We start from the raw sequence: 22,705 nt of genomic DNA on the forward strand, positions 1-22,705 counted from the left end.
TTATCTCCACCTGCCAATTTCTTTTTTTCATTTTCATTAAGTCCATTATAAAGTAATTTAGACTTCATGTTAAAACATCGAATTCTCTAGGCAACGTTTCTTTCAAAACATTCATGGATTTTTTCACGCCCGTTATTGGTTCCATTGTCAAATCTTCCATTTCGAGAACGATGGGCCCTTCATAACCTATCATTTTAACGATAGTAAAAAACTCCTTCCACCAGCCACTGTCGTGTCCATAACCGAGTGCAACATAATTCCATGATCTATCTGAATATTGGTTCATCGGTTTCACATCAATCAATCCCTGGACATCATATATCCCTCTTTCTAAGCGAACATCTTTTGCATGTATATGATAAACTGCGCTTCCTAAATTCCTTAAAGCTGCGATGGGGTCACCGCCCATCCAAAATAAATGACTCGGATCAAAATTCATGCCGACCGTATCACCGACTTCATCCCTCAATTTAAAGAGTGTCTCGGAATTGTAAACTAAATTGCAGCCTAGATTTTCGATGGCAACCTTTCTAACTCCATTTTCTTTAGCCGTTGTCACAGCTTTTTCCCAATAAGGGAACGCCACCTCATTCCACTGCCAATCAAGCATCTCAAAATGTGAGGGCAAAATGGGATGTGTCAGCCAATTGGGCGTCCTGTCACTTGGTCCGCCGCCAGGACACCCCGACATCATGACAACCGTTTCGACTCCTAAAAGCCCAGCTAGCTGAAAGGTCTTATTAACAACAGCTTTATGCATGGTTCCTTCATCTGATGGATCAAGCTGATTGCCAGAACAATTCAACGCTGCAATGCTTATCCCCCTTACATTTAATTCATTTAAAAATTGCTTTCGTTTTGCGGTGCTGCCAAGAAGCCCATCGAGATCGAGATGTGGAGCATCCGACCAATTACCGCATCCAAGCTCCAGTGTCTCTATCCCCTGATCCACACACGTATCCAGCATCTCTTCAAATGGCATGTAACCTAAAATGTCCGTAACTAAACCAACCTTCATAAGTTCTCCTCCTCTATTTAAACTAGCATCCATTTCATCGCTTAGTTCAATTTCAAATTATGTTTTGTTGCTTTCATTTCAAGGCGACTCCATACAATCATAAAGAACACAGCGGTTGCACCTAATGATCCAGCGAAATAAAACCCTGCAGAAATACCTAAATGTGAATTCAATACTCCTGCAATGAAAGGTCCCGCAAACATACCAATCGCATAGATTGCTTGATATGCCCCCATTGCCGTTGCCCTTTTTTCTAGGGGAATCGACTCCACTGCCATTCCTAAAAACAAGGGAAAAAGAGTGCCTAATGAGAATCCATTAAATCCTTGGATCATAAAAAGCATCCCTTTTGTATCTATTAATGGCGTACATAGTGTAAAAATGGCCGTTAGTCCGAATGCTAGTTTCAATAACCTCCATTGTCCGAATAATGGTACGAATATTTTTCCGCTAAACATGGTGGCAATGGCATGAGGAATCATGAATGAAAAGATGACCATGCTGATCTCTTCAGTCTGGAGACCAAGCTTTAAAGCAAATGTCGGGGTGAAGCCGAACATTGTCGTGAAGATGATGCCATGTGCGAGAATGGATAGAAATGATACTTTTAAAAGTGCCGGTTCAAGCATGACTGATACGAGTTCTTTCAATTGAATAGGCTCTTGCGGAAAATCTTCGTTCGATTCGTAAATAAAAAGTGAAAGGACGATACCAACGAAACCAATAAATCCTCCCATCCAAAAAGGTGCTTGCCATCCCCATTGATCGACAATGTATCCGCTGACCACCATTCCAAGCAGCTGTGCCAGAACCACAGCTAACGAGATACTGCCCATCGCTCGGTGAAGATCACGTTCTGAAAAATAGCTGGAAAATAAAATGGTGAAGGCTACCCAAGTTGCAGCGGCAATTCCAGCTAACGAGCGGGCCAAAAGGATCCAGCCTAAACTATCGGCCCATGCAAATGTCACGCAACTCAACGTACTCACGACCATTCCAAATATAATAAAAGGTTTTCTTGCTTTTATGAGGTCGGAAAAAATCCCGAACGGAAGCCTGAAGAGAAATTGCATCAGCCCATAACTGCCTAGTACCATGCCGATAAATGCATAATCCCCTCCAATCGTCTCAAGGTAAGGAGACAAAATGGGAATATAAATGAAATTTGAAAACCAAAAAATAAATGAGAGCACTAAAAATAAAAATCTATTGCGTGCGTTATGTAACAAAGTCATTGCAACACTTCCCCTGACCAGCGAACTATTTTTCAGCTATGGCATCTCATGCAAAAATTGAATGTACAAAAAGGTGCCCGCAGCGTAATCGGGAACACCTTTTCATTCTTAAGCCTTTCCACTCGTATTGAACTCTGCCATTTTTCTCTTCACGACGGAGATAATAGCTTCTTTCGCTGGTGTGATGATGGCGCGCGGCTCATATACTTTTCCTTCAACGGCGAATACTTCCCGAATCGTTTTTGCCCACACTTGTATGCTTTCGGTATTGACATTTATTTTAGCGTGTCCAAGTTCAATTGCTTTTTTAATTTGGTGCAGCGGAATACCTGAGCCTCCATGTAAGACGAGAGGTATATTCGTCATGTTCGAAATTGATTCCATCTCCTCAAAACCGAGTTTAGGTTCTCCTTGATACGGGCCATGAACCGAACCCAAAGCAGCCGCTAGAGCATCAATTTCCGTTTCTTTTACAATCCTCCTGCATTCATAGGGATCTGCATATTGAATACCTCCAACGAGGCCATCTTCCGTCCCACCGACTGTCCCCACTTCCGCCTCAACGGAAACGCCGTTCTTTTGGGCATAGTCGACAACCATTTTGGTGATTTCAATATTTACATCTATTGGATGATGGGAGCCATCGATCATGACCGATGTAAAACCCGCATCGATCGCTTTCTTGCATCGTTCCACGTCCATTCCATGATCAAGATGAAGGGCAACCGGAACCGTAATGTCCATTTCTTCCATAAGGCTTTTTACCATGGCCGCAATCGTTTTAAATCCGCCAAGATAATCAACAAGCCTGTCCGATGCCGCAAGTATGATCGGCGCTTGTTCCTCATTGGCAGCTTGTAAAAACGACTGGGCGAATGCCAAACCATTAATATTATATTGACCCACAGCATACCTTTCTGCTTTTGCTTTTAAAAGCATCTCTCTCATTGATACTAAAGGCATTATTCCTTCACCCCCTTATTCCCGAGATTGTATGATCCACTTTATGAGTTCTGCAGTGCAAAATGTTTCGAAATAACTTGAATTGCCGTTTCTTTTGCTGTCATAATGGCTTCTTCAGCATCGAGTTCATAATATTCCGGACGGAACAATTCCACAGAGGCAACGCCAGAATAACCAATTCCCTTCAAGATGGATAATATGCTGTCTAAATCTATGGCACCATGCCCAGGCCATACCCGGTCTTCATCCGTCAAAAAGCCGATCGGAAAATCCTCTGTATCATCAATGTGTAAAATGAAGATTTTCGCCCCATCCGCTTTCTTCAAGTCTTCCAAACTGGAACCCATGGCATGGAAGTGAAAACAGTCCAGCACCAACCCAACATTATCACGGTTGACCGTTTCAACGATATCGTATGCCTGACCGAATGTATTCACAGTACATTGCGGATGCCCGACAAATTCCACTGCAATTTTGACGCCAAACGGTTCAGCGATATCAGAAAGCTCAGTCAATACTTCCACACAGCTGTTTTTAATATCTTCTTTCAATATTTTCGCTTCCGTTACAAGCGGAACCGCCACCACATATTTCACACCCAATTTTTCCGCCATGATCATCATGTTTTTAAATTCGTCTATTATCGCCTTATGGCCGTCTTCATCTCGGTTATTAAAGAATACGAGCGCGTTGAAGGCAAGCGGTTTAATATGATTTGCGTTAAAAAATTCAGCTAGGTCTTCAATAGAGTGCTCTTCCAAATACTCAGGCAATTTATCCATGGTACGGATTTCGATATAATCGTAACCATGTTTTTCACAGTGTTTGAGATCTTTGACCAAGTTGGAATTTTCAAGTGTTGTCGCTTGGTTGAAACAAAGTTTCATTCTTTCATCCTCCAATTCTTTCTGCTAAACCCAATCCGTCTCTCATTTTTTCAAGCATAAGCTTACTTGACCAGTCTGCTTTGTCGATCCAAGCAAATACTGCATTAGTCGCGATGCCGTCAAAATTCATTTCTTTCAGTTTTTTGAAGATCGTATCAAAGTCAACTTCCGCTTCGCCGATGTTCAAATGCTGGTGGACGGTTGCCTCGACACCTGGAGGATTGACGATATAACGGAGTCCGTTGGATGCTTTATGATTGAATGTATCAGCAAACAAGACATGTTGCAGGCGATCCCCGGCAGAATCGAACATAGGGGCGATATCGCCTTTGCCATCATCATAGAAAAATGTATGTGCGGTTGAATACACAAGGTTGATCCACTGACGGTCCAGGGCACGGATCATATCCATCGCTCCCTCATGCGTTTCGATGAAATCGAATGGGTGTGCCTGCAAATTCAATTTAACGCCTTCCCTTTCAAAAACCGGGAGGAGCTCATCCATTGATTTAATGAATTTCTCTTCACAGATAACTTCATTGAATTTAGATCCGTTAAATTCACTATTCATCAGGTCAACATCCAATTCCACTGCAACTTCAATGGCACGTTTCCAATTTCGGACTGCAGCCTGGCGTCGTTCCTCATCAGGACCGGCCCAGTAGTAAAGTGGAAGCAAGGATGATATCTTCACACCTGCGTCGCTACACCAGCGTTTCAAGTTCTTAATCTGTTCCTTATCCACTTTAGGATATTTATAGAATGGACAAAAATCTTCCCTCGGTGACAGTTCGATATATTCATAGCCTAGTTCGGCTGTTTTATCGACCATTTCTTTTAATGATAAATTGGCATACATCGTAGGATCCAAAGCTAGTTTCATTGGTCTTTCCCCCTATAAATTATTTTTCGTTTCAATGCATGGTTACGTTCACTGTACAGTGATTTTTCCCGTATAAAAGGCCGGCTTCTCTTCAAGGTCAACAGATTCTTTCTGTCCGGATTCTTGTGCTTTTACACAAGCATCAGCTGTTACGGCAGCAATGTATCCGTCCCATGAAGTCGGACCATTTGGCTGACCTGTCTTTATAATGGAATCTATGAAATCCTGTATTTCTATGTCATATGCTTCCACAAAACGATCTTTCCAATCTACCAAGATATTCGTGCTCCGTTTTGCGCCTTTCCTTGTCACGATGCTCGCTGGTTCAGGAAGATATGCAACACCTTCCTCACCAATGACTTCACATTGGATATCATAGCCATATTTACAATTCACGAATACTTCAGCTTGAATGACAATCCCGCTCTTCGTTTCCATTATGATGAGTTGGGGATCTTTTAAGTTAGCATGCGCGCGGCTTGCTTTTTTCGGGTAAATGACTTGAACTGATTTGTAATCATCGCTGATTAACCAATGCAATACATCAATCTCATGAATCAATGTATCAACGACCGCCATTTCCGTCGTATATTTTTCATCCACCTCTGGGTTGCGGTGTACACAGCGAACCATGAGCGGCTCGCCAATTTCATTTCTATCAATGGCTTCTTTCAGTTGTACGTAACCGCTATCATAACGTCGCATAAAGCCAACTTGCACCAAACGCTTACCGTGTTTCATTTCCGCTTCGGCAATTCTCCTGCAGCCTTCCGCCGTTGTTGCCAGTGGCTTTTCACAGAATACATATTTGCCTGCTTCAATCGCATTCAATACGTTTTGCTCATGTGCAGGGCCCCAACTCGTAACAAGCACAGCATCAACATTTTCCGAGTTTACCAGTGATTTGTCATCCGGATATACAAGTGCCTCAAGTCCATATTGTTTCACGACCTGCTTTGCCGCCTCTTCATTCACATCGGTTACAGCCACAATTTTCCCTCCGGATAATTTGTCTGTAATTCTTTTAATATGCTCCCGGCCGATGGCACCCGTTCCTATTACACCAAAATTTAATGTCATGATCATTTTCCTCCTTTTATACATATCTGGTTCATTACTCTAAAACTCTTAAATTATTTTTGTCATTTCCTTTGCAGGTTCTTTTCCATGATTGCGGAAGTTTTGTTCAAGCTGTTCAAGTGTGAGTCCTCTCGTTTCCGGTAAACATTTTTTCACGAAGGTGATAGCCATGATGCCTAAAGCGAAAAAGATATAGAATGTGGTAGACAATCCGACTTTATCTAGTAAAACCGGGAATGTTAAGCCGATTAGAAAGTTCACGACCCAAAGGAAAAATACGGTGACACCCATACCGAGCCCACGTACTTGAAGCGGGAAAATCTCTGAAAGCATCAACCAGGTAACCGGTGAAATGGCCCCCTGCTGAAAGGCAAGGAAAGTGACAGTCAAGGACAAAATGATATAGGGAAGGACAGCCGTCCCTTCAAGAAGGGAAGATAAGACGCCAATCAATAGCAATGTGGTCGTAGTCCCGATCAAACCGGTTAAGAGCATTGGACGGCGCCCGATTTTACCAAGCAGCCAAATACCTAAAAACGTTGCCAAAACAGAAATGATACCGTTTGCAATATTCCCGATCAAAGCAGCTTTTGTCTCAAACCCTGCATCTTTTAAAATTTGGGTACCATAGTACATGATGGAATTTACACCCGTTATTTGCTGAACGATGGCAATCCCTATTCCAAGAAAGACAATTCTCCGTATCCATGGGACTGTCAAATCTTTATATGTTGCTTTTTTAACATGGTTCTCCTCATCGAATGTCGCTTTGATTCCCTGAAATTCCGATTCTGCCTCATCCATTTTACGTATTCTTTTCAAAACTTTCAGGGCCTCTTCATTTTTGTTCTTGGACACAAGCCACCTTGGACTTTCAGGCAACCTGATCATGCCAAAGAAAAGAAGTATGGCTGGAAGTGATGCTATTGCCAGCATGTAACGCCAAACATGTGAACTGTCTCCCATCGTTGTCCCAAGAATGGCGTTGAAGATGAAAGCAAGCAGCTGTCCGCAAACAATCATTAATTCATTTTGGGTGACGATCCGGCCTCGTCGTTCAGCAGGAGACATTTCCGCCAAATAAGTAGGAACGGTTACTGACGCCCCGCCTACCGCAAGGCCGAGTAGAAAACGGCAGACAATCATGACCGTAACATTCGGTGCAAACGTGCATCCAATGGTGGAAAGGAAAAAAAGTACCGAAAGAAAAAGAATGTTTTTTCGGCGGCCCGCATAATCCGAAAGCCTGCCTCCCAGAAACGCTCCAAGTGCCGCGCCTAAAAGAAGTGAACTGGCAACAAGTCCTTGCGTAAGTGAATTGAGATTAAGTTGATCCGCTTCGGACATGAACGGCAAGGCACCGTTAATGACACCTGTATCATATCCGAACAAAAGACCGCCTAACGTCGAGATAATAATAATCTTGCGTAAGAATGCCATTTGATTTCCATCATTACTCAAATTAATCACTTCTTTCTAGTTTTTAATCTTGAACTAGGAGCAGCCTGTCATTTATATACTTGCGAGCGATTAATGCGTATTCCAATGGATGAGCAACGGACGGATCTTGTTCCGCCTCAACTACAATCCAGCCTTTATAATGATTTTCCAGTAATATATGGTAAGCTTCCACAAAGTCAATGCAGCCGTCACCAGGCACCGTGAACATGCCATTTAAAAAAGATTCTTGAAATGATTTCCCCTCTTTCCGGCACTGCTCCAGCACGTTATTCCTCACATCCTTGAAATGAACGTGCCCAATGCGGTCAATATGCTTTTGCAGAAGGGACATGCAATCTCCATCCGATACATAAATATGTCCAGTATCATATAACAGATGCACTGTCTTTTCGGTATTTTCCATAAGGCGGTCAATTTCACTCAGTGTCTGGACCCCTGTCCCCATGTGGTGGTGATACACCAGTGTTAAGTTGTAAAGTCCAGCAATAGCCCCGAGCCGATTCAGGCCCGTACACAACATTCCCCATTCTTCTTCAGTAAAGTGCGGCTTTTCCTTAAATACATTGTACCTTCCGCCTTGGATACTGTAGGTCTGTTCGGATACTACCGCTACATCTCCATCGACAGCCTGTAAATATTTGCAATGTTCATGGAAATCCCTTTCTGCTATTTCGATGCCATCACGGATGATGAAACTGCTGAACCACTGACCGGCTATTTTTAAGTTCCGAAGCTGCAGCTCTTTATTCAGGACCGCCGGTTCCGGAAAGAAACCTCCTACTTCGGTCCCCTGAAATCCTGCCACGACAATATCGCTTAAAAGGTGGGATAAAGTGTTTTCAGCTCCGATTTCCGGTATGTCATCATTACGCCAGCCAATTGGGGCAATCCCCCACGAAATCTCCTGCATTTTCTGACTTCCCCCTTTTAATATTGTTTGGCCATTTTTAATTTCTCTTGTCTCGCTTCATATGCCCTTTGTATACTTTCTCGTTCAGATACCTCTGCCACGCCAACGTTCCACCAGGAGTCATAACCATCCGTCATCGTTTTCGGCAGAACCTTCATTTCTATTAATGTAGATACCGACTGTTTCTTTGCATCCTCCAATGCAGCTTTCAGCTCATCGACTGTATTGGCCCGATAAGTTTTGGCTCCGTAACCTTCCGCCACTTTTGCGTAATCAATATTCATGATTTGATTATCATGTGTTCTGAACTCACAGCAATATGTTCCGCTCCCATTCTCCATTTGCAGATTGTTGATGCAGCCAAAGCCAGAATTATCAAACAATAAAATATTGATTTTATGATTATATTGGATGGCTGTGATCAATTCCGAATGCAGCATCAGAAAACTCCCGTCCCCTACCATTGCATAGACTTCCCGGTCTGGATGGGCAAGCTTAGCTCCTAAAGTTCCTGCAATTTCGTAACCCATGCAGGAGAATCCATATTCAAGATGGTACGTGTTTGGCACGCTTGAATGCCAGAGGCGCTGCAAGTCACCCGGAAGTGATCCGGCTGAACCGACCACCACACTTTCCTGATCGACCGTATCGTTTATTGCAATCATCGCAGTGGATTGGGCCAATTCAGTTTTTAATGCATCCGAGTATTCATTCAAGACTTGCTGTGAAAACTGGCTTTTGATTTCAGGCTTGAAATTTTCACGGCTGAAAGTGACTTGACCTAAACGGGTCCGTTCGGAAAGCCACTCCTCCTTCCAATTTCCAACCATTTCCCCATATTCGGTTTCATAGCCTACTAGTAACGCTTCAAGGTTCTCGAGCGCCACTTTTGCATCAGCGACGACCTGAAATCCATCTAATTTATAGGTTTGAAGGCGGCTGACGTTAATGTTCAAAAACTTTGTCCTTTCAAAATCAAATGCAGTTTTGGAAGACGTCGTAAAGTCCGTATAGCGGGTCCCGACACCAATTACGAGATCTGCCTGGCGTGCAGCCTTATTGGCAGCCATCGTACCGAGAATGCCGACACCGCCCAAATTCTTAGGAAAAGATGATTCCACCGTCGATTTACCTGCCTGTGTTTCCACAAGTGGAATGTTATGCTTTTCTGCCAGCTTCATCAAAATATCCCGAGCTCCGGAATATCTTGCTCCGCCACCGACGATGATGATCGGCTTCTTACTTGCTCTAATTCTCTCGGCAGCTCCTTGCAGTTCCCGTTCTACCGGAATTTTCCGATCTAAATAATGGACTCGTTTTTCAAAAAAATGTTCATCGAAATCGAATGCTTCCCCTTCTACGTCCTGTGAGATGCATATCGTCGCTGGCCCGGCTTTCCCGGGATCGGTCATCACCTCGAAGGCCCGGATCAGACTGGACATGAGCTGCTCAGGGCGAGTGACGCGATCCCAATATCTTGATACTGCCAGAAAAGCGTCATTAGTTGTGATGGCCGTACTATGCTCATGCTCAAGTTGCTGAAGAACCGGATCCGGCTGGCGTGTCGCAAATGTATCAGCAGGAAGTAAGAGGACAGGAATATTGTTGGCAAGTGCCGTCCCCGCCGCAGCTATCAAGTTTGCCGAGCCAGGCCCGGCAGATGTAGTGACGGCATAAATTTTCCTTCGTAGCATTTCCCGGCTGTAGGCGATTGCTGCGTGTGCCATCCCTTGCTCATTCTTTCCTTGAATCACTTTCAAGTGGCCAGCGTCCTGTTCGAGTGCCTGACCAATTCCAACGACATTCCCATGGCCGAATACATTAAATATCCCTTCTACAAACGGAGACTCTTCACCATCAACATGAATGTACTGCTGATTTAAAAACTTGATCAGAGCCTGGGCTGTAGTCAACCTCACTGTTCCCATCTTCTGTTCACCCCTCTATGTAGATAAATTCCTTACACGCGTTCGGCAATTAAATCCTCGATTTCTTCTGCAACAGGCATCGCCTCAGATGAACTGTGCTTGCTTACAACTATGGAAGCGGAAGCACTGCCAAACTTCAAAGCGCTTTCAATCCCTTTGCCGCGCACTAACGCATATAAGAAAGCGGAAGCATATGAATCCCCTGCGCCGAATGTTTTCAATACTTTCGTTTTATAGGATTTCGCTTTAAATACCTCTCCTGATTTGGCATAGGCATATGAACCCTCTACGCCATGTTTGATGACGACCAGGTCTGCGGAATGTTCAAACAAGTAACGGACGGTCCTTTCATTCGTACCTTTTTCGATATTTTCCATTACATCATATTCATCACGAGTGCCAATCAAAATGTCTGATTGCTCTGCGACTAACGAATAGTAAACGGAGGTTTCTTCAATGGAATTCCATGTATATGGACGGTAATCCAATTCAAATATGACTTTTACATCATTTCTTTTTGCAAGGCTGACGGCTTTTAAAACCGCCTCACGTGATGGGCTTTTTGCTAAAGCAGTTCCTGAAACCAATAAAATCTTTGATTTTTTGATATATTCTTCATGCACTTCCGAAGGTGCTAAATGAAGGTCGGCTACATCATCCCGATACATCAGGATACTGCATTCTTCAGGACTTTTAATTTCCGTGAAGGCCAGTCCCGTTTTATGCCCTTCTTGATCGATTACCATATTCGATGTATCAACACCTGCCTCACGCATATAACTCTCGATGAAACGGCCGTGCTGATCATCTGCAAGCTTACCGATGAATCCGACTTTCAAGCCTAATTTTGCACTTCCTATGGCAACATTGGCAGGTGAACCGCCCACGTATTTTGTGAATGTCATGGTATCTTCCATCGGACGGTTATATTCATTGGCATTCAAGTCGATGCAGGCACGGCCTATGGCAATCAAGTCAATTTCCCTATCGATATTAAAAGTATAGTTCATCCGGTTAACAGCTCCTTTTCCTTTAACGATTCAGGATCCACTCGTGATCGGGATCATTGAAAAATTTCCATGTCCTTGTCGGACCGGCCATAACATTCAAATAATAGGATTCATAACCGTCAGGTACGCCTACCGGATGATAACCGGCGGGTACAAGTACGACATCGCCGTTTTCAACCGACATGGTCTCATCAATCGAACGGTCATCTGTATATACTCGCTGAAAAACGAATCCTTGAGGCGGGTTCATTTCATGATAATAGGACTCTTCCAATAACGACTCATTTGGTAAGTTATCCTGATCATGTTTATGCGGAGGATAGCTCGACCAGTTTCCGCTTTCTGTGTATACTTCAACCACCAGAAGGCTATTCGCATACGGAGCTGAATCCGGTAATATATTATGCACCATCCGCTTATTGCTCAAAATGCCCCTATGTTCCACGTCAACATCCCCCGCTTTAATCCATTTAGTCGGAAGTTGCTTATCAGAAGGCGAATAACACAGCGCCACTCTGGCCTTGGTTATCGCTTCCAATTTAAAGCCTCTATCATTTGACACGTAAATGCTATCAGTCGGCACTTTATCAAAGACACTATCGCGTGTGCCTAAATCACGGTATACATTTTCGCCTACAGCCACATTGATTTTTCCCGTAAGAGCAACAATGCAGCATTCTGTTTTATTTAATGATTCCGAATATTCAGCATCATGAACCAACTCCACTATTTTGAATTCAACAAATTCTAAAGGAGAATTTCCTTTCGTTACTGCTTGAACGACTGTAACACCTTCAGCGACCTCTTTTTTTACCGGTTTTTGAAGCAGTTTACTCATATGTACCTCCTTGGTTTTCAAAAAATCCGGCCCGTATCCAAACGGGCCATCTTGCAAAGTCTTTTTCGTTTCACTTATTTCACGTAGCGTGCAGTCACCATTTTTTTACGTGTATAGAACTCCACACCATCGGTTCCATTTGCATGAAGATCACCATAGAATGAATCTTTATATCCAGAGAATGGGAAGAATGCCATAGGCGCAGGAACCCCCACGTTAATGCCCAACATCCCGGCATGTATCGTTTCACGGAACTGGCGTACATCAGCAGCACTGTCCGTATAAAGGCAAGCCCCGTTAGCCAGTGGTGAAGCATTGGCAATCTCAACGGCTTCCGTTAAATCTTTGGCACGGACAACGGAGAGCACTGGTGCAAAAATTTCATCTTGCCAGATTTTCATTTCCTGTGTAACATGATCAAAAATCGTAGCCCCTAGGTAATATCCATTGCCTCTTGCTGCCTCATCTATACGGCCATCACGTACAAGTGTCGCACCTTGAGCTATACCTGATTCGATGTAATCGATGGTCCTCTTTTTAGCTCCTTCCCGGATCACCGGACCAAGAAAAACACCGTCATCCAGACCATTACCGATCGTAATGGCATCTGCTGCCTGTTTCAATTTTCCAATTAGCTCGTCCGCTACACTTTCTTCTACGACAACAACCGCAGCGGCCATGCAACGCTCACCGGCAGACCCAAAAGCCGCACTTGTTATTTCCTTGGCTGTCATATCAAGATTTGCATCTTTCAAGACAATCGAGTGATTCTTCGCTCCCGCAAGAGCCTGGACGCGCTTCAAGTTAGCCGTGCCTGTTTTATACACATATTCTGCAACTGGCTGTGAACCGACGAAAGAGATAGCTTTCACATCTTTATGGTCCAGAAGCCCATTAACCACATCATGTGCTCCATTAACAATGTTCAGTACTCCTTTAGGAAGACCTGCTTCCTCAAATAGTTCAACAATGCGTGCTGCAAGCAATGGTGTACGTTCAGATGGCTTTAACACGAATGTATTGCCACATGCGATCGCAAGCGGGAACATCCAGCAAGGGACCATCATTGGAAAGTTAAATGGGGTGATGCCGCCGATTACACCGATTGGGTAACGGTACATGCCCGATTCAATGTTTGTCGCGATATCCGGAAGCTGCTTGCCCATCATCAGTGTAGGTGCACCCGCCGCAAACTCGACACACTCGATGCCCCGCTGTACTTCACCAATAGATTCCGATAGGCTTTTACCATTTTCGATAGTGACCAGTTTAGCAAGTTCTTCCCAATTTTCCACAAGGAGCTGCTGATATTTGAACAATATTCGAGCCCGTTTCGGGACAGCAACCTGCGACCACTTTTTAAAAGCCTCATCCGCCACTTGAACCGCACGATCCACATCTTCCCTAGTTGAAAGTGGCACCTCGGCAATCGCCTCACCAGTTGCAGGGTTGAACACAATTTCCGTTTCCTTTGAAGCGGACTCAATCCACTTACCATTTATATAGTTTTTTAATTTTTTCACCTCATGTGTTACTGAAGACATGTTTTTTCCTCCCTAAAATAAAGTGTTTTGTTGATCTCAAGCCAGTATAAGTATCGTCGTCAAATGAAATCGATTTCATTTGACTATAGAAAAAATCCATCCATGTTTCTTTCTAGGATCAATCAATTGGATTTCTAGCTCAATCCAAATATCAAAGCCTGTTAATCTGGTAATGAAATCGATTTCATTTCTTTAAAAAGTTCCCCCTGAAGAAAAATTTGAACACCTATCCCGGCGCAATAATATCTAATCATCCTTAAACTTGAAATAGTTCATGCCTATCCCACTTCCAGTTCTGATTAAAGCTTGTCCATAATCGCGACCATGGATGAAATCGATTTCATTTACTTTATAAGGAAATACTACAATGAAATTTTTTCCCTGTAAACACTTTTTTTGGATTTTTTTTAATATTCTATCTTCTCCACATTTCAAAACATTGATGGATATGGAAATGTGCTTGAAAATTTAATTAAAAGCATTTCCAGGGAGTTTGCTTCTTCGTCGTAATCGAAATCCCCTCTGGGACCGGTCTTGGTTTCAGATAAACTAACCACTACTTTAAAGACATCTTAATGGTATTTTTAAATATTAATATTTCTAAACTTAATTGATTTTATCTTAGGAATCCTAGCCACCCTAAGAACTAAACCCCTTATTAGTTCATAAATATTAACATACTAAATGACCTCCTCTCTCCCACTCTTCACTTTTCTATCAAAGACACCAGACACCATTCTAAAAAAATATTTTACTATATCAACAGAATAGGAATATCATAAACCTATTTTGAGATGATCCCATCAACAAAAAGAGGCACCCATAATGGGAGCCTGAATTTTAGTGAAGGTAAGCTATTGTATGTGAACGGCCACCATTCCGCATCCCTATGCAACGCGATATTGAGAAATGGGATATTCCACCCAGTAACTTAACTTTTCTAATGTACGGAATCTAAAAAAAGGCCAGTCCGTTATCTCACTGCCTTTTTAATAGCCTTCACTTCATATAATGATCCTTCCGAACTGACGATATAATCAGGCTTTGGTTTCCCAAGGTTTGCTTTATGTCCTGCGATATGGGCTTCACTCTTTTCCCACTGCTTCCAATGCTCCTCCGACTCCCAATTGATCATAATGATGACCTCTTCATCGCCGCGTCGCACTTTTTTCACCATCACACTTAAATCGATGAACCCCTCCTGCTTTTCAATGATCCCTTCCCCGCTGAACCGTTTTACTACTTGTTCTGCATTTCCTTCTTTTAAAACCATTTTTCTCATCTGAACGAACAATATGAACAACTCCAATCGATATACTAATAATGAATCATTTTAGTCGATAACGATTCTCATTGTCAATTATTACACCCTTAACTTGAGTACCTCAGAACTCTAAATCCCAAAAACAAAATAAAAAATGAATCAGGAAGTCATGCAGATCTTCCTGACCCATTTTTTATTGTCATTCACCTTTTATCTTTAAGACTTTTGGGAACATAGTCATTCAGTTTGTTAAATAAAGAAGTAATGTAGGAGCTCAGTTCAAATCGATCCTCCTGAACAAATTCAATTAACGACACTCCATCCTTTTTCATATTCTTTTCCCCCTTTTAGTATTATCCCGGTGCATGAACATTTCAGTCACTAATACCTGTGTATCCCGCATTAGACCACTTACATCTACTCTCCATCGTTTTCTTTATTTGATTATATAAGAAAGCGCTTACAAAGTAAAATATTATAATACTATAGATTGCTATTTAATTAGGATGTTCCAGTTATATAAAGCTTCATCTTATTTAAATTATCAAACCATGCTGGCTTTTAGGTGCACTTTCAATATCATTACTACTTGTCTTTTTCACAGTGTATGAAGTTTCATGAAATGCCCTTCAATATTTCAGTTAAACGAAGGAACTCTTCCTTATCTCGATTTCTTAATGAGTCATCGATTTCTTTTTCGATTTGTGCTTTCCGATAATCACTAAGGGCCTTTTTTAAAACCATTTCAGCCATCTCTTCAGGTTCAAGCGATGTTCCTGGCAATTGCTTCTCCATACGAAACCAACTCCTTAACCTTTTTTCTATTATACTAAATAACTTGGAGATTATTATTATTTCTTGAAATCTTATCCTTTCTTCTTTTTCATTTCCTTATCCACATGATTTCCACTTTGCCACTCTTCTATACACAAAAAATTCTAAATGTTTCGAGTTTACTTCTCCTCCTTAGTTAAAACTTTTTCATTTTACCCGGTAAGTTCAAATCCTTATTCCCATTACTTTAGAATGAATTATATGCCAATACAGGTGATGAGAGCTAAGTTATTCGCTTCATTTTTTCAGAAAAATCAGAAATATATTGACCGGTATGGATAAGCCCTCTAAAATAATCTAAATAATCCAGTTTTTTACTTATATTCCTAAAGCATCATTTTTGTTCATTTCAGCTTTATTTATTGCTGTAAACAATTTTGATGAAATACTACGCATTAAAGGAGCATTTCCATGAAAAAAAGTCGAGTTCTTTTCGCTAGTTTAGCTGGTTCCGTTATTGAGTGGTATGATTTCTATTTATACGGGACAGCAACAGGCCTAGTTTTTACAACTCTATTCTTTCCCAATCATGATCCTGCGATTTCACTTCTTCTCGCCTTTGTCACTTTCGGGGCTGGTTACGCTGCCCGTCCAATCGGAAGTATCCTATTCGGCCATATGGGTGATCGCATCGGACGGAAGGCAGCACTCATGTTCACCCTTATTGGGATGGGAGGGAGTTCAATGCTTATCGGTGTTCTGCCCACATATGCCCAGGTTGGATTGGCCGCCCCCGCCATCTTGGTGGTGCTGAGGTTGATTCAAGGAATTTCCTTGGGAGGTGAATGGGGTGGAGCCATCCTATTGGCAACGGAGTCTGCTCCAAAGGGTGTCCGTGGTTTATATGGATCCATTCCCCAACTAGGGGTACCCATTGGTTTGGTTGCCGGTTCGTTCAGCCTAACCCTTATCAGTTCCTTGACAACCGATGCCCAATTTTTAGCTTGGGGTTGGCGGATACCATTCCTTTTAAGCGGTGTACTGATCGCATTGGCAATCTGGGTAAGGAGTGGCATTGAAGAAACGCCGGAATTCAAGCAGCAGAAAGATAGCGGTGATCTTGCGAAAGTTCCCATTATCGAAACGTTAAAACACGATTGGAGAAGTGTGCTGCAAGTGATCGGACTAAAAATTGGGGACGGGTTCTTCAATGTATTCATCATGTCCTATGTTCTCGTCTTCACTACACTGTATTTTGGTTATTCCCAAGATTCAGCCCTTACCGGTTTAACGATTGGCTGCGCTACAATGCTAATTACCATTCCTGTCATTGGTTACATTTCAGATTTCATCGATCGAAAAATCATTTATTTTGGGGGCCTGATTCTCCTTTTCATCTTAGCCATCCCATATTTCACAATGATTGGGCGTGGGGTCGGCTGGTTCTACATTATGCAGGCAGTTGTACTCGGCGTCATCTGGGGTGCCATTTTTTCTACACAAGGGACATTATTCTCGGAGCTCTTTCCAGCCAAGGTCCGTTATACTGGATTATCTGTCGGTTATCAGGTCGCGGCAGCCATAGCAGGTTTCGGTCCGCTCATCTGGACTGGCATGGCGGAATCATATGGTCCATCCCCTTTGGTATTTGGCGGATTCATGATGGCAGGTCTTGCAATTTCCCTGGCGCTTTGTATATTATCACCGCATTTCAGCAGAAAGATTGAAAAGGATCAAACAATCAAGCCACATGAGCTGGATTTGAACTAAATTAAAATCTCTGGCATGAGTAATAACAGAGGCTGCACGTCCTATCACTCGGACGAGCTGCTTCTGTTTTTTTATATACCTCACTATACTTCCTTGCTTCCTACAATCTCCAAAAGATCAGTGAGCGCCCGGATTTCATAGGTGGGCTTGATTCCCAGATTATTATCCTTTTGATGGGGATTGTACCAGCATGTATCCATTCCATAATTCAAACCACCCTGTATATCTGATGTCAAGGAGTCACCCACCATTAATGCTATCGATTTATCCGTGATCTTTAACTGGGAACATGCATAATCAAAAATCCCTTTATCAGGCTTCTGAAACCCAGCCTCTTGGGAAATTATCAAAGTCTCAAAGGTATTGCAAAGTGGTGATCCCCCGATTCTTGCTGTCTGCACTGTCGTGAAGCCATTTGTTATAATAGCCAGCCGGCATCCTCCAAGCTTCTCGCAAACCTCTAAAGCCCCGGGCAGAAGATGTATTTCCTTTCCCAAATGTCCAAGGTACGCACGGCTGAATGATTCCGCATCGATATCAAGCCCATGCTTCAGGAACAATCGCTTGAACCTTTCCACTCCCAAATTTGTTAAATCAATAAGTCCCTGTTCCAAATCCCTCCATAATACCTGACTGATTTCTTGGTAGCATTCCGCATAATCCTCCGCCCCTGTGGGCAAACCGAATTCCAAGAAGACTTCATGCAGTGCTTTTTTTTCCGATATTCCAAAGTCTAGCAATGTATCATCAACATCAAATAAGATAATCTCGTATTTCATCACTGCCTCCAAAATCATTTTAGTTCAACTTAACACATTTCTTTTAGTTACGTATCAATTATGCAAATTCATGGTTGAAAACTACAAAAAGGATAGCTTTAAAGGCTATCCTTTTTTGAATGGTTCTTTATCGATAGTCATAGAAGATAAGGCGGATAGGACTGTTTCTAATAGACCGCTCTTCCTTTGATCAAGAAGTGATGATTCGTTTAACCGGCTCTTCTTCCTGAATCACTTGTTGGTCTTTTCTTGTAAAAGCACTGACAGCCAGCATGACGATAAGGTTAAAGGTAATGGCGACGATTCCTATATCAAGATCCTGGATGAAATGTGGTGCCTTCGGTAATATAGTGGCCATTGTTGCCTCTGCCAAAGTAAAGTAAGCGACCAACACCACCCCTAAAACCATACCTGCAGAGGCCCCCGCTTTACTTACCGGATTTCTCTTAAGCAAGCTGAATACTAAAGGAGGGAAAAGCTGCAGGACAAAACTGTAAGCCATGGTCAGTAATGCAATCATCGTATTACCTCCATAGAATGTAAAGATTACGGAAACCAATGATACGATTGGAACAAATATACGGGTTAGTTTGGCAAGCTGTTCATTCGATGTGTCTGGCTTAACGGCTTTAAAAATATTCTTTGATAAAATCGTGGCTGCCGTCAAAATTAACATCGAGCATGGTACAAGGGCTGCAAGCATGCCTGCTCCTCCGACAACGCCAACAATCCAGGGCGGGAAAGCATCTTTCGCGATTTTAAATAAGGCAAGGTCCGTATCTCCGCCTTGTAGATTCGGTATCTGCAAAACCGCCGTAAAACCGATGAAAAGAATGAAAACCAAAATGATTTGATACAGAGGCAAAATGGCAGAGTTTTTCCTGAGAGCTGATTCATTTTGGGAAGATAAACTCGCTCCAAAACAATGCGGCCACATATATTGGCCCAATGCGATGGTCAGGCAAAGGGAAATATACCAAGAGATGCTAAACCCTTCATCCGGAAGCAATAAGAATCCCGGTTTTGTTGCTTCAAGAGTTTCGAACATTGGTTGTATTCCGCCGAAGTAATGTATTGGCAAATAAATGCCCAAAAACACAATTACGACAAGAATGAGGATATCTTTCAATACTGCCGTCCAAGCCGAACCGTGAATACCTGACACATATACAAAAACAGTTACGCAGAGCATTCCGATCCAAACAGCAACTGTTGGGTGAATCAATCCATATGATGCTTCGGAAACGATGATTTGAAAACCTTTTAATTGTAATACGATATAGGGAATCATTGACAGGACCCCAATAACAGCAACCAGAAGTCCCAATGGCTTACTATTATACTTTTTTGTGAAAAAGTCAGATTGCGTCAGCACATTATGTTTTTTCGCATAGCGCCAAATAGGGGGTAAAATCCAGAAAGGAACGATGTAAGTAAGAGCGCAAAATATATAGATAGTGGGACCGCCCATACGGTATGCCGCTCCGCTGGCGCCAAGAAACACAAAAGTCGAAAACATCTCTCCTGCCATCAGAACGAACATGATTAAAGAACCGAAGTTCCTCCCCCCGACTGCCCACTGGTCAAGCTTCATTTCGCGCCCCTTTTTTGCGCGGATACCTAAGTAAAAAGCCAAAACAAGAGTCATGGTGATGATTAATATGGAACTGTTCATTTATTCTCCTCCTGTCTATCACAGATCACACTGCTAATATAAAGGCAGATGGATGTCAAAATAAGCCATGCTGTGGACCAAAAGATAATGAAAGGCAAACCGAATATATATGGCTCCACACGGTTAAACACAGATAATGAGCCAATCGCGGGTATGACGCTGAGCAGCACAATGATTTTCTTCAAATTGAAGTCCCCCTCTTAATAAAACTGTTAATGAAACGACCGTGAAAGCGCTTAAAAAATGGGTCATGCACCTTGTCCCTTAACCGCCTTCACAATGGCATTAGCTTCACTACTAACCCTAAAAAAAGAATTAATATTACAAATTTTCAAACTACTATCATCATTTTCTCTCTATTTAAGGTAGCAGGTCGGACTCCAGTTTAATCACCTTTTCCTTGACTTACATATAGCATAAGAGACAAAATTATGCATCATCTGTTATGTCATTTCCTTATGCCTGGAATCTATTATAATGGATGAACTTCCCCCTTCCTTTTAATTTATTTGCAAGAGTTATGCCAATAACTTTTATTCATAACCATTAACCCTATAACCCTATTAATACTAGTGATCTAAGAATCCCATTGTCTTTTATTATCCTTATAATTTTGTTTTTTTAATATTGATCATTTGTTTCCTGAGTTTTAATCACCTCACCTGAACTGTTTTTAACTCATTAAACAGGTGAAATGTTGAAAACCAAACATAAGGAAGTCTCCTCCCTGAATTTATAATCATTTTTCACTCATGGGAATGATTGGCAATAGAATGTGAGAAGGAAATTCCCTGCTATGATAAATCGTTTGTCTGGCCGCTTTTGTTTCACTGCTTTCAATCATTGATTTCCCTGTATTCGGGTTGGGGGCATATTGTGGGAAACTGCTTGATGAAAGTTCAAGCAAGATTCGATGACCTGGAAGAAAGACATTGCTTGTAGCCCACAAGTTAATTTCGTATTCAACGATTTCCCCATTCAGTTCTTTTTCAGGTCGATGGCCGTTCCGATATTTTGCGTTGACGATTCCTTCGGTTAAATTAATCGCTGTGCCATCCGGTGATTCATCCACAAGCTTTGCAGTAAAATCAGTGTCCGATGCGTCAGTTGATGCAAACAACTTCACTTTTACCGGACCTGTTACTTCAAGTGCTTCTTTCAATGGCTCAGAAGTATAAACCAACACGTCGTTCCGCTTTTCGATTTCGCTCTGATCATATGGCCCCATTGTAAGTGGGCCGGAAAAAAGTGTAGCTCCACCCTTTGTCGGTACAGGGTTTTGGGGATCATATATATATGAATCCGTCTTTTCGCCCTCCTGCTCATTTCTGCTTAAGCGCCCATCACCTGTTTTCGTATTCGCTTTTCCATTACTGTGCAAATAATAACTCGTATATTCAGTCCTTTCAAGCGGCCATTCCATTTCATCACGCCATACATTTATCCCCATTACAAATATTTTCACGGGCGGTTCCTTTTCAATACCATTATCGATGCCTTTAAGCCAGTGATTAAACCAACGAATATGAAGGGTGGTAATATCTTCTTCAAGGTTAATCCAATCCCCGGATGCGTGCACTCCAAAAGAGCGTTCACCCTGGACCGAGGAAAAAAGGCCATGGCTCCATGGACCAACAATTAGTTTTTGAGTATTGCTTAGTTGTCCATTCACTTTGTTCATTTCCACGTAATTTTCCAGAGTAGGGCCGATAAAACAATCATACCAACCGCCCAAATGAAAAGCAGGCAGCTGTAACCTATCAAATTTCCCAGTAATACCTGAATTCTGCCAATAAGTTTCGTCTTCGATTGGGTGATTCAAATGTTCAAGGAAAAAGTTATCTTCGTCCAGAACCTTTAATGGCGGCCAATCATTAATAGGTGCATATGCATACCATTCTTCAATATTGTTGAGGAAGTCAGCAAGCATTCGAATTGCTGAAGTCATTTCCTTATTTTTTTCATACTTCCGCTTCAGCAAATCAGGCACAATCGATTCCAATGTCCACGTTTCAAAAAGGCCGAGAGCAAAGGCCCCATTTCGATAAACCGTTCCATTTCTTTGGTCATTCAGCGTCATTGCTGGAAAAATGGCAATTAAGTGTGGAGGTTTTTTTTCTGCTGCAAGCAGCTGCGTGTATCCATAATAGGATAGGCCAAACATGCCCACTTTCCCGGTGGAATACGAGAGTGAAGCCGCCCATTCCACTGTGTCGTATCCATCATCTGCTTCCTGGCTGAATGGCCGGAATTCTCCTTCTGACCGAAATCGTCCTCTCACATCCTGAATGATGACAATGAACCCATTTTCAACAAGACGATGGGTGTCCAAATAACGATGGGAATAAAGCGGTAAGTCTTTACTGTACGGAAGCCTGGTCAATAACACTGGAAAATTTCCAGTCAAATTAGGTCTGTATATATCAGCATAAAGTACGGTGCCGTCCCTCATCGTGCATGGCACATTTTTTTCGACAACTATTTCAACTTTTTTCATCATGACCGCTCCTCTTAGCTCTACCATTGATTTGAGTTACTTTTGACTGTGATTAATGATCCCCATTCCATGTTCCTTTCGTAAAAACAAAGAGACCAAGTGCTTTTCTTTCCAAGCCTTGGCCTCTTCCTTTTTTATAAACGATTGGCTTAACACTTGGATGCATCATTATATTCCGATGACCATTCA

Annotated in this window: 20 protein-coding genes; 1 reads left to right on the forward strand and 19 read right to left on the reverse strand. The window is 42.3% G+C overall.

Going from position 1 to position 22,705, the window contains the following annotated elements; genetic code table 11:
- Positions 1–64: 64 nt before the first annotated feature.
- From BW986_RS10890 to BW986_RS10955, 15 genes are all read right to left on the reverse strand, one after another.
- Positions 65–1,018 carry a sugar phosphate isomerase/epimerase family protein gene (locus tag BW986_RS10890; protein WP_076367755.1) on the reverse strand — a complete coding sequence of 318 codons (954 nt, stop codon included), beginning with the start codon at positions 1,016–1,018 and terminating at the stop codon, positions 65–67.
- Between the two features lie 41 nt (positions 1,019–1,059).
- Complete coding sequence (locus BW986_RS10895; protein WP_076367757.1) at positions 1,060–2,253, reverse strand: MFS transporter; 1,194 nt, start codon at positions 2,251–2,253, stop codon at positions 1,060–1,062.
- Between the two features lie 108 nt (positions 2,254–2,361).
- Positions 2,362–3,216, reverse strand: coding sequence for a class II fructose-1,6-bisphosphate aldolase (fba, locus tag BW986_RS10900; protein ID WP_076367759.1), 855 nt, complete (start codon positions 3,214–3,216; stop codon positions 2,362–2,364).
- Between the two features lie 41 nt (positions 3,217–3,257).
- A complete protein-coding gene (gene iolI / locus BW986_RS10905) occupies positions 3,258–4,103 on the reverse strand; it encodes a 2-keto-myo-inositol isomerase (RefSeq protein WP_076367761.1) in 846 nt (281 codons plus the stop codon).
- 4 nt (positions 4,104–4,107) lie between these two features.
- Complete coding sequence (locus tag BW986_RS10910) at positions 4,108–4,986, reverse strand: sugar phosphate isomerase/epimerase family protein (RefSeq protein ID WP_076367763.1); 879 nt, start codon at positions 4,984–4,986, stop codon at positions 4,108–4,110.
- Between the two features lie 48 nt (positions 4,987–5,034).
- Positions 5,035–6,066: a bifunctional inositol 2-dehydrogenase/D-chiro-inositol 1-dehydrogenase gene (gene iolG / locus BW986_RS10915; protein WP_076367765.1), complete on the reverse strand. Its 1,032-nt coding sequence runs from the start codon at positions 6,064–6,066 to the stop codon at positions 5,035–5,037.
- Between the two features lie 48 nt (positions 6,067–6,114).
- Positions 6,115–7,527 (reverse strand): sugar porter family MFS transporter, encoded by a 1,413-nt coding sequence (locus BW986_RS10920; RefSeq protein WP_076367767.1) that lies wholly within the window; start codon positions 7,525–7,527, stop codon positions 6,115–6,117.
- A gap of 22 nt (positions 7,528–7,549) precedes the next feature.
- Positions 7,550–8,437, reverse strand: coding sequence for a myo-inosose-2 dehydratase (gene iolE, locus BW986_RS10925; RefSeq protein WP_076367769.1), 888 nt, complete (start codon positions 8,435–8,437; stop codon positions 7,550–7,552).
- Positions 8,438–8,454: 17 nt separating this feature from the next.
- A complete protein-coding gene (gene iolD, locus BW986_RS10930; protein WP_076367771.1) occupies positions 8,455–10,365 on the reverse strand; it encodes a 3D-(3,5/4)-trihydroxycyclohexane-1,2-dione acylhydrolase (decyclizing) in 1,911 nt (636 codons plus the stop codon).
- A 32-nt stretch (positions 10,366–10,397) separates the two neighbouring features.
- On the reverse strand, positions 10,398–11,375 hold the full coding sequence (iolC, locus tag BW986_RS10935) for a 5-dehydro-2-deoxygluconokinase (RefSeq protein WP_076367773.1): 978 nt from the start codon (positions 11,373–11,375) through the stop codon (positions 10,398–10,400).
- Between the two features lie 22 nt (positions 11,376–11,397).
- Positions 11,398–12,213 (reverse strand): 5-deoxy-glucuronate isomerase, encoded by an 816-nt coding sequence (iolB, locus tag BW986_RS10940; RefSeq protein WP_076367775.1) that lies wholly within the window; start codon positions 12,211–12,213, stop codon positions 11,398–11,400.
- A gap of 74 nt (positions 12,214–12,287) precedes the next feature.
- The gene (locus BW986_RS10945; protein ID WP_076367777.1) at positions 12,288–13,757 is read right to left on the reverse strand and encodes a CoA-acylating methylmalonate-semialdehyde dehydrogenase; all 1,470 of its coding nucleotides are present in this window, start codon (positions 13,755–13,757) and stop codon (positions 12,288–12,290) included.
- A gap of 973 nt (positions 13,758–14,730) precedes the next feature.
- Positions 14,731–15,051 carry an antibiotic biosynthesis monooxygenase gene (locus BW986_RS10950; protein ID WP_076367779.1) on the reverse strand — a complete coding sequence of 107 codons (321 nt, stop codon included), beginning with the start codon at positions 15,049–15,051 and terminating at the stop codon, positions 14,731–14,733.
- 173 nt (positions 15,052–15,224) lie between these two features.
- The gene (locus tag BW986_RS30660; RefSeq protein ID WP_260287369.1) at positions 15,225–15,353 is read right to left on the reverse strand and encodes a hypothetical protein; all 129 of its coding nucleotides are present in this window, start codon (positions 15,351–15,353) and stop codon (positions 15,225–15,227) included.
- A 283-nt stretch (positions 15,354–15,636) separates the two neighbouring features.
- Positions 15,637–15,816: an IDEAL domain-containing protein gene (locus BW986_RS10955; RefSeq protein ID WP_034315231.1), complete on the reverse strand. Its 180-nt coding sequence runs from the start codon at positions 15,814–15,816 to the stop codon at positions 15,637–15,639.
- Between the two features lie 450 nt (positions 15,817–16,266).
- On the opposite strand from BW986_RS10955, the gene BW986_RS10960 reads away from it, so the two are divergent.
- Positions 16,267–17,565 (forward strand): MFS transporter, encoded by a 1,299-nt coding sequence (locus BW986_RS10960; RefSeq protein WP_076367781.1) that lies wholly within the window; start codon positions 16,267–16,269, stop codon positions 17,563–17,565.
- Between the two features lie 83 nt (positions 17,566–17,648).
- On the opposite strand, the gene BW986_RS10965 is transcribed toward BW986_RS10960, so the two are convergent.
- The 4 genes from BW986_RS10965 to BW986_RS10980 form a co-directional block, all read right to left on the reverse strand.
- Positions 17,649–18,344 carry a YjjG family noncanonical pyrimidine nucleotidase gene (locus BW986_RS10965; RefSeq protein ID WP_076367783.1) on the reverse strand — a complete coding sequence of 232 codons (696 nt, stop codon included), beginning with the start codon at positions 18,342–18,344 and terminating at the stop codon, positions 17,649–17,651.
- A gap of 190 nt (positions 18,345–18,534) precedes the next feature.
- Positions 18,535–20,019, reverse strand: coding sequence for a sodium:solute symporter family protein (locus BW986_RS10970; protein ID WP_076367785.1), 1,485 nt, complete (start codon positions 20,017–20,019; stop codon positions 18,535–18,537).
- The gene (locus BW986_RS10975; protein WP_076367787.1) at positions 20,016–20,204 is read right to left on the reverse strand and encodes a DUF3311 domain-containing protein; all 189 of its coding nucleotides are present in this window, start codon (positions 20,202–20,204) and stop codon (positions 20,016–20,018) included. The genes BW986_RS10970 and BW986_RS10975 overlap by 4 nt, the downstream gene beginning before the upstream one ends.
- 554 nt (positions 20,205–20,758) lie before the next feature.
- Positions 20,759–22,519, reverse strand: a complete 1,761-nt coding sequence (locus BW986_RS10980) for a CocE/NonD family hydrolase (protein ID WP_260320820.1) — start codon at positions 22,517–22,519, stop codon at positions 20,759–20,761.
- Between the last annotated feature and the right edge of the window lie 186 nt (positions 22,520–22,705).

The sequence above is a fragment of the Peribacillus simplex genome (assembly GCF_900156045.1).
Lineage (GTDB): Bacteria > Bacillota > Bacilli > Bacillales > DSM-1321 > Peribacillus > Peribacillus simplex_D.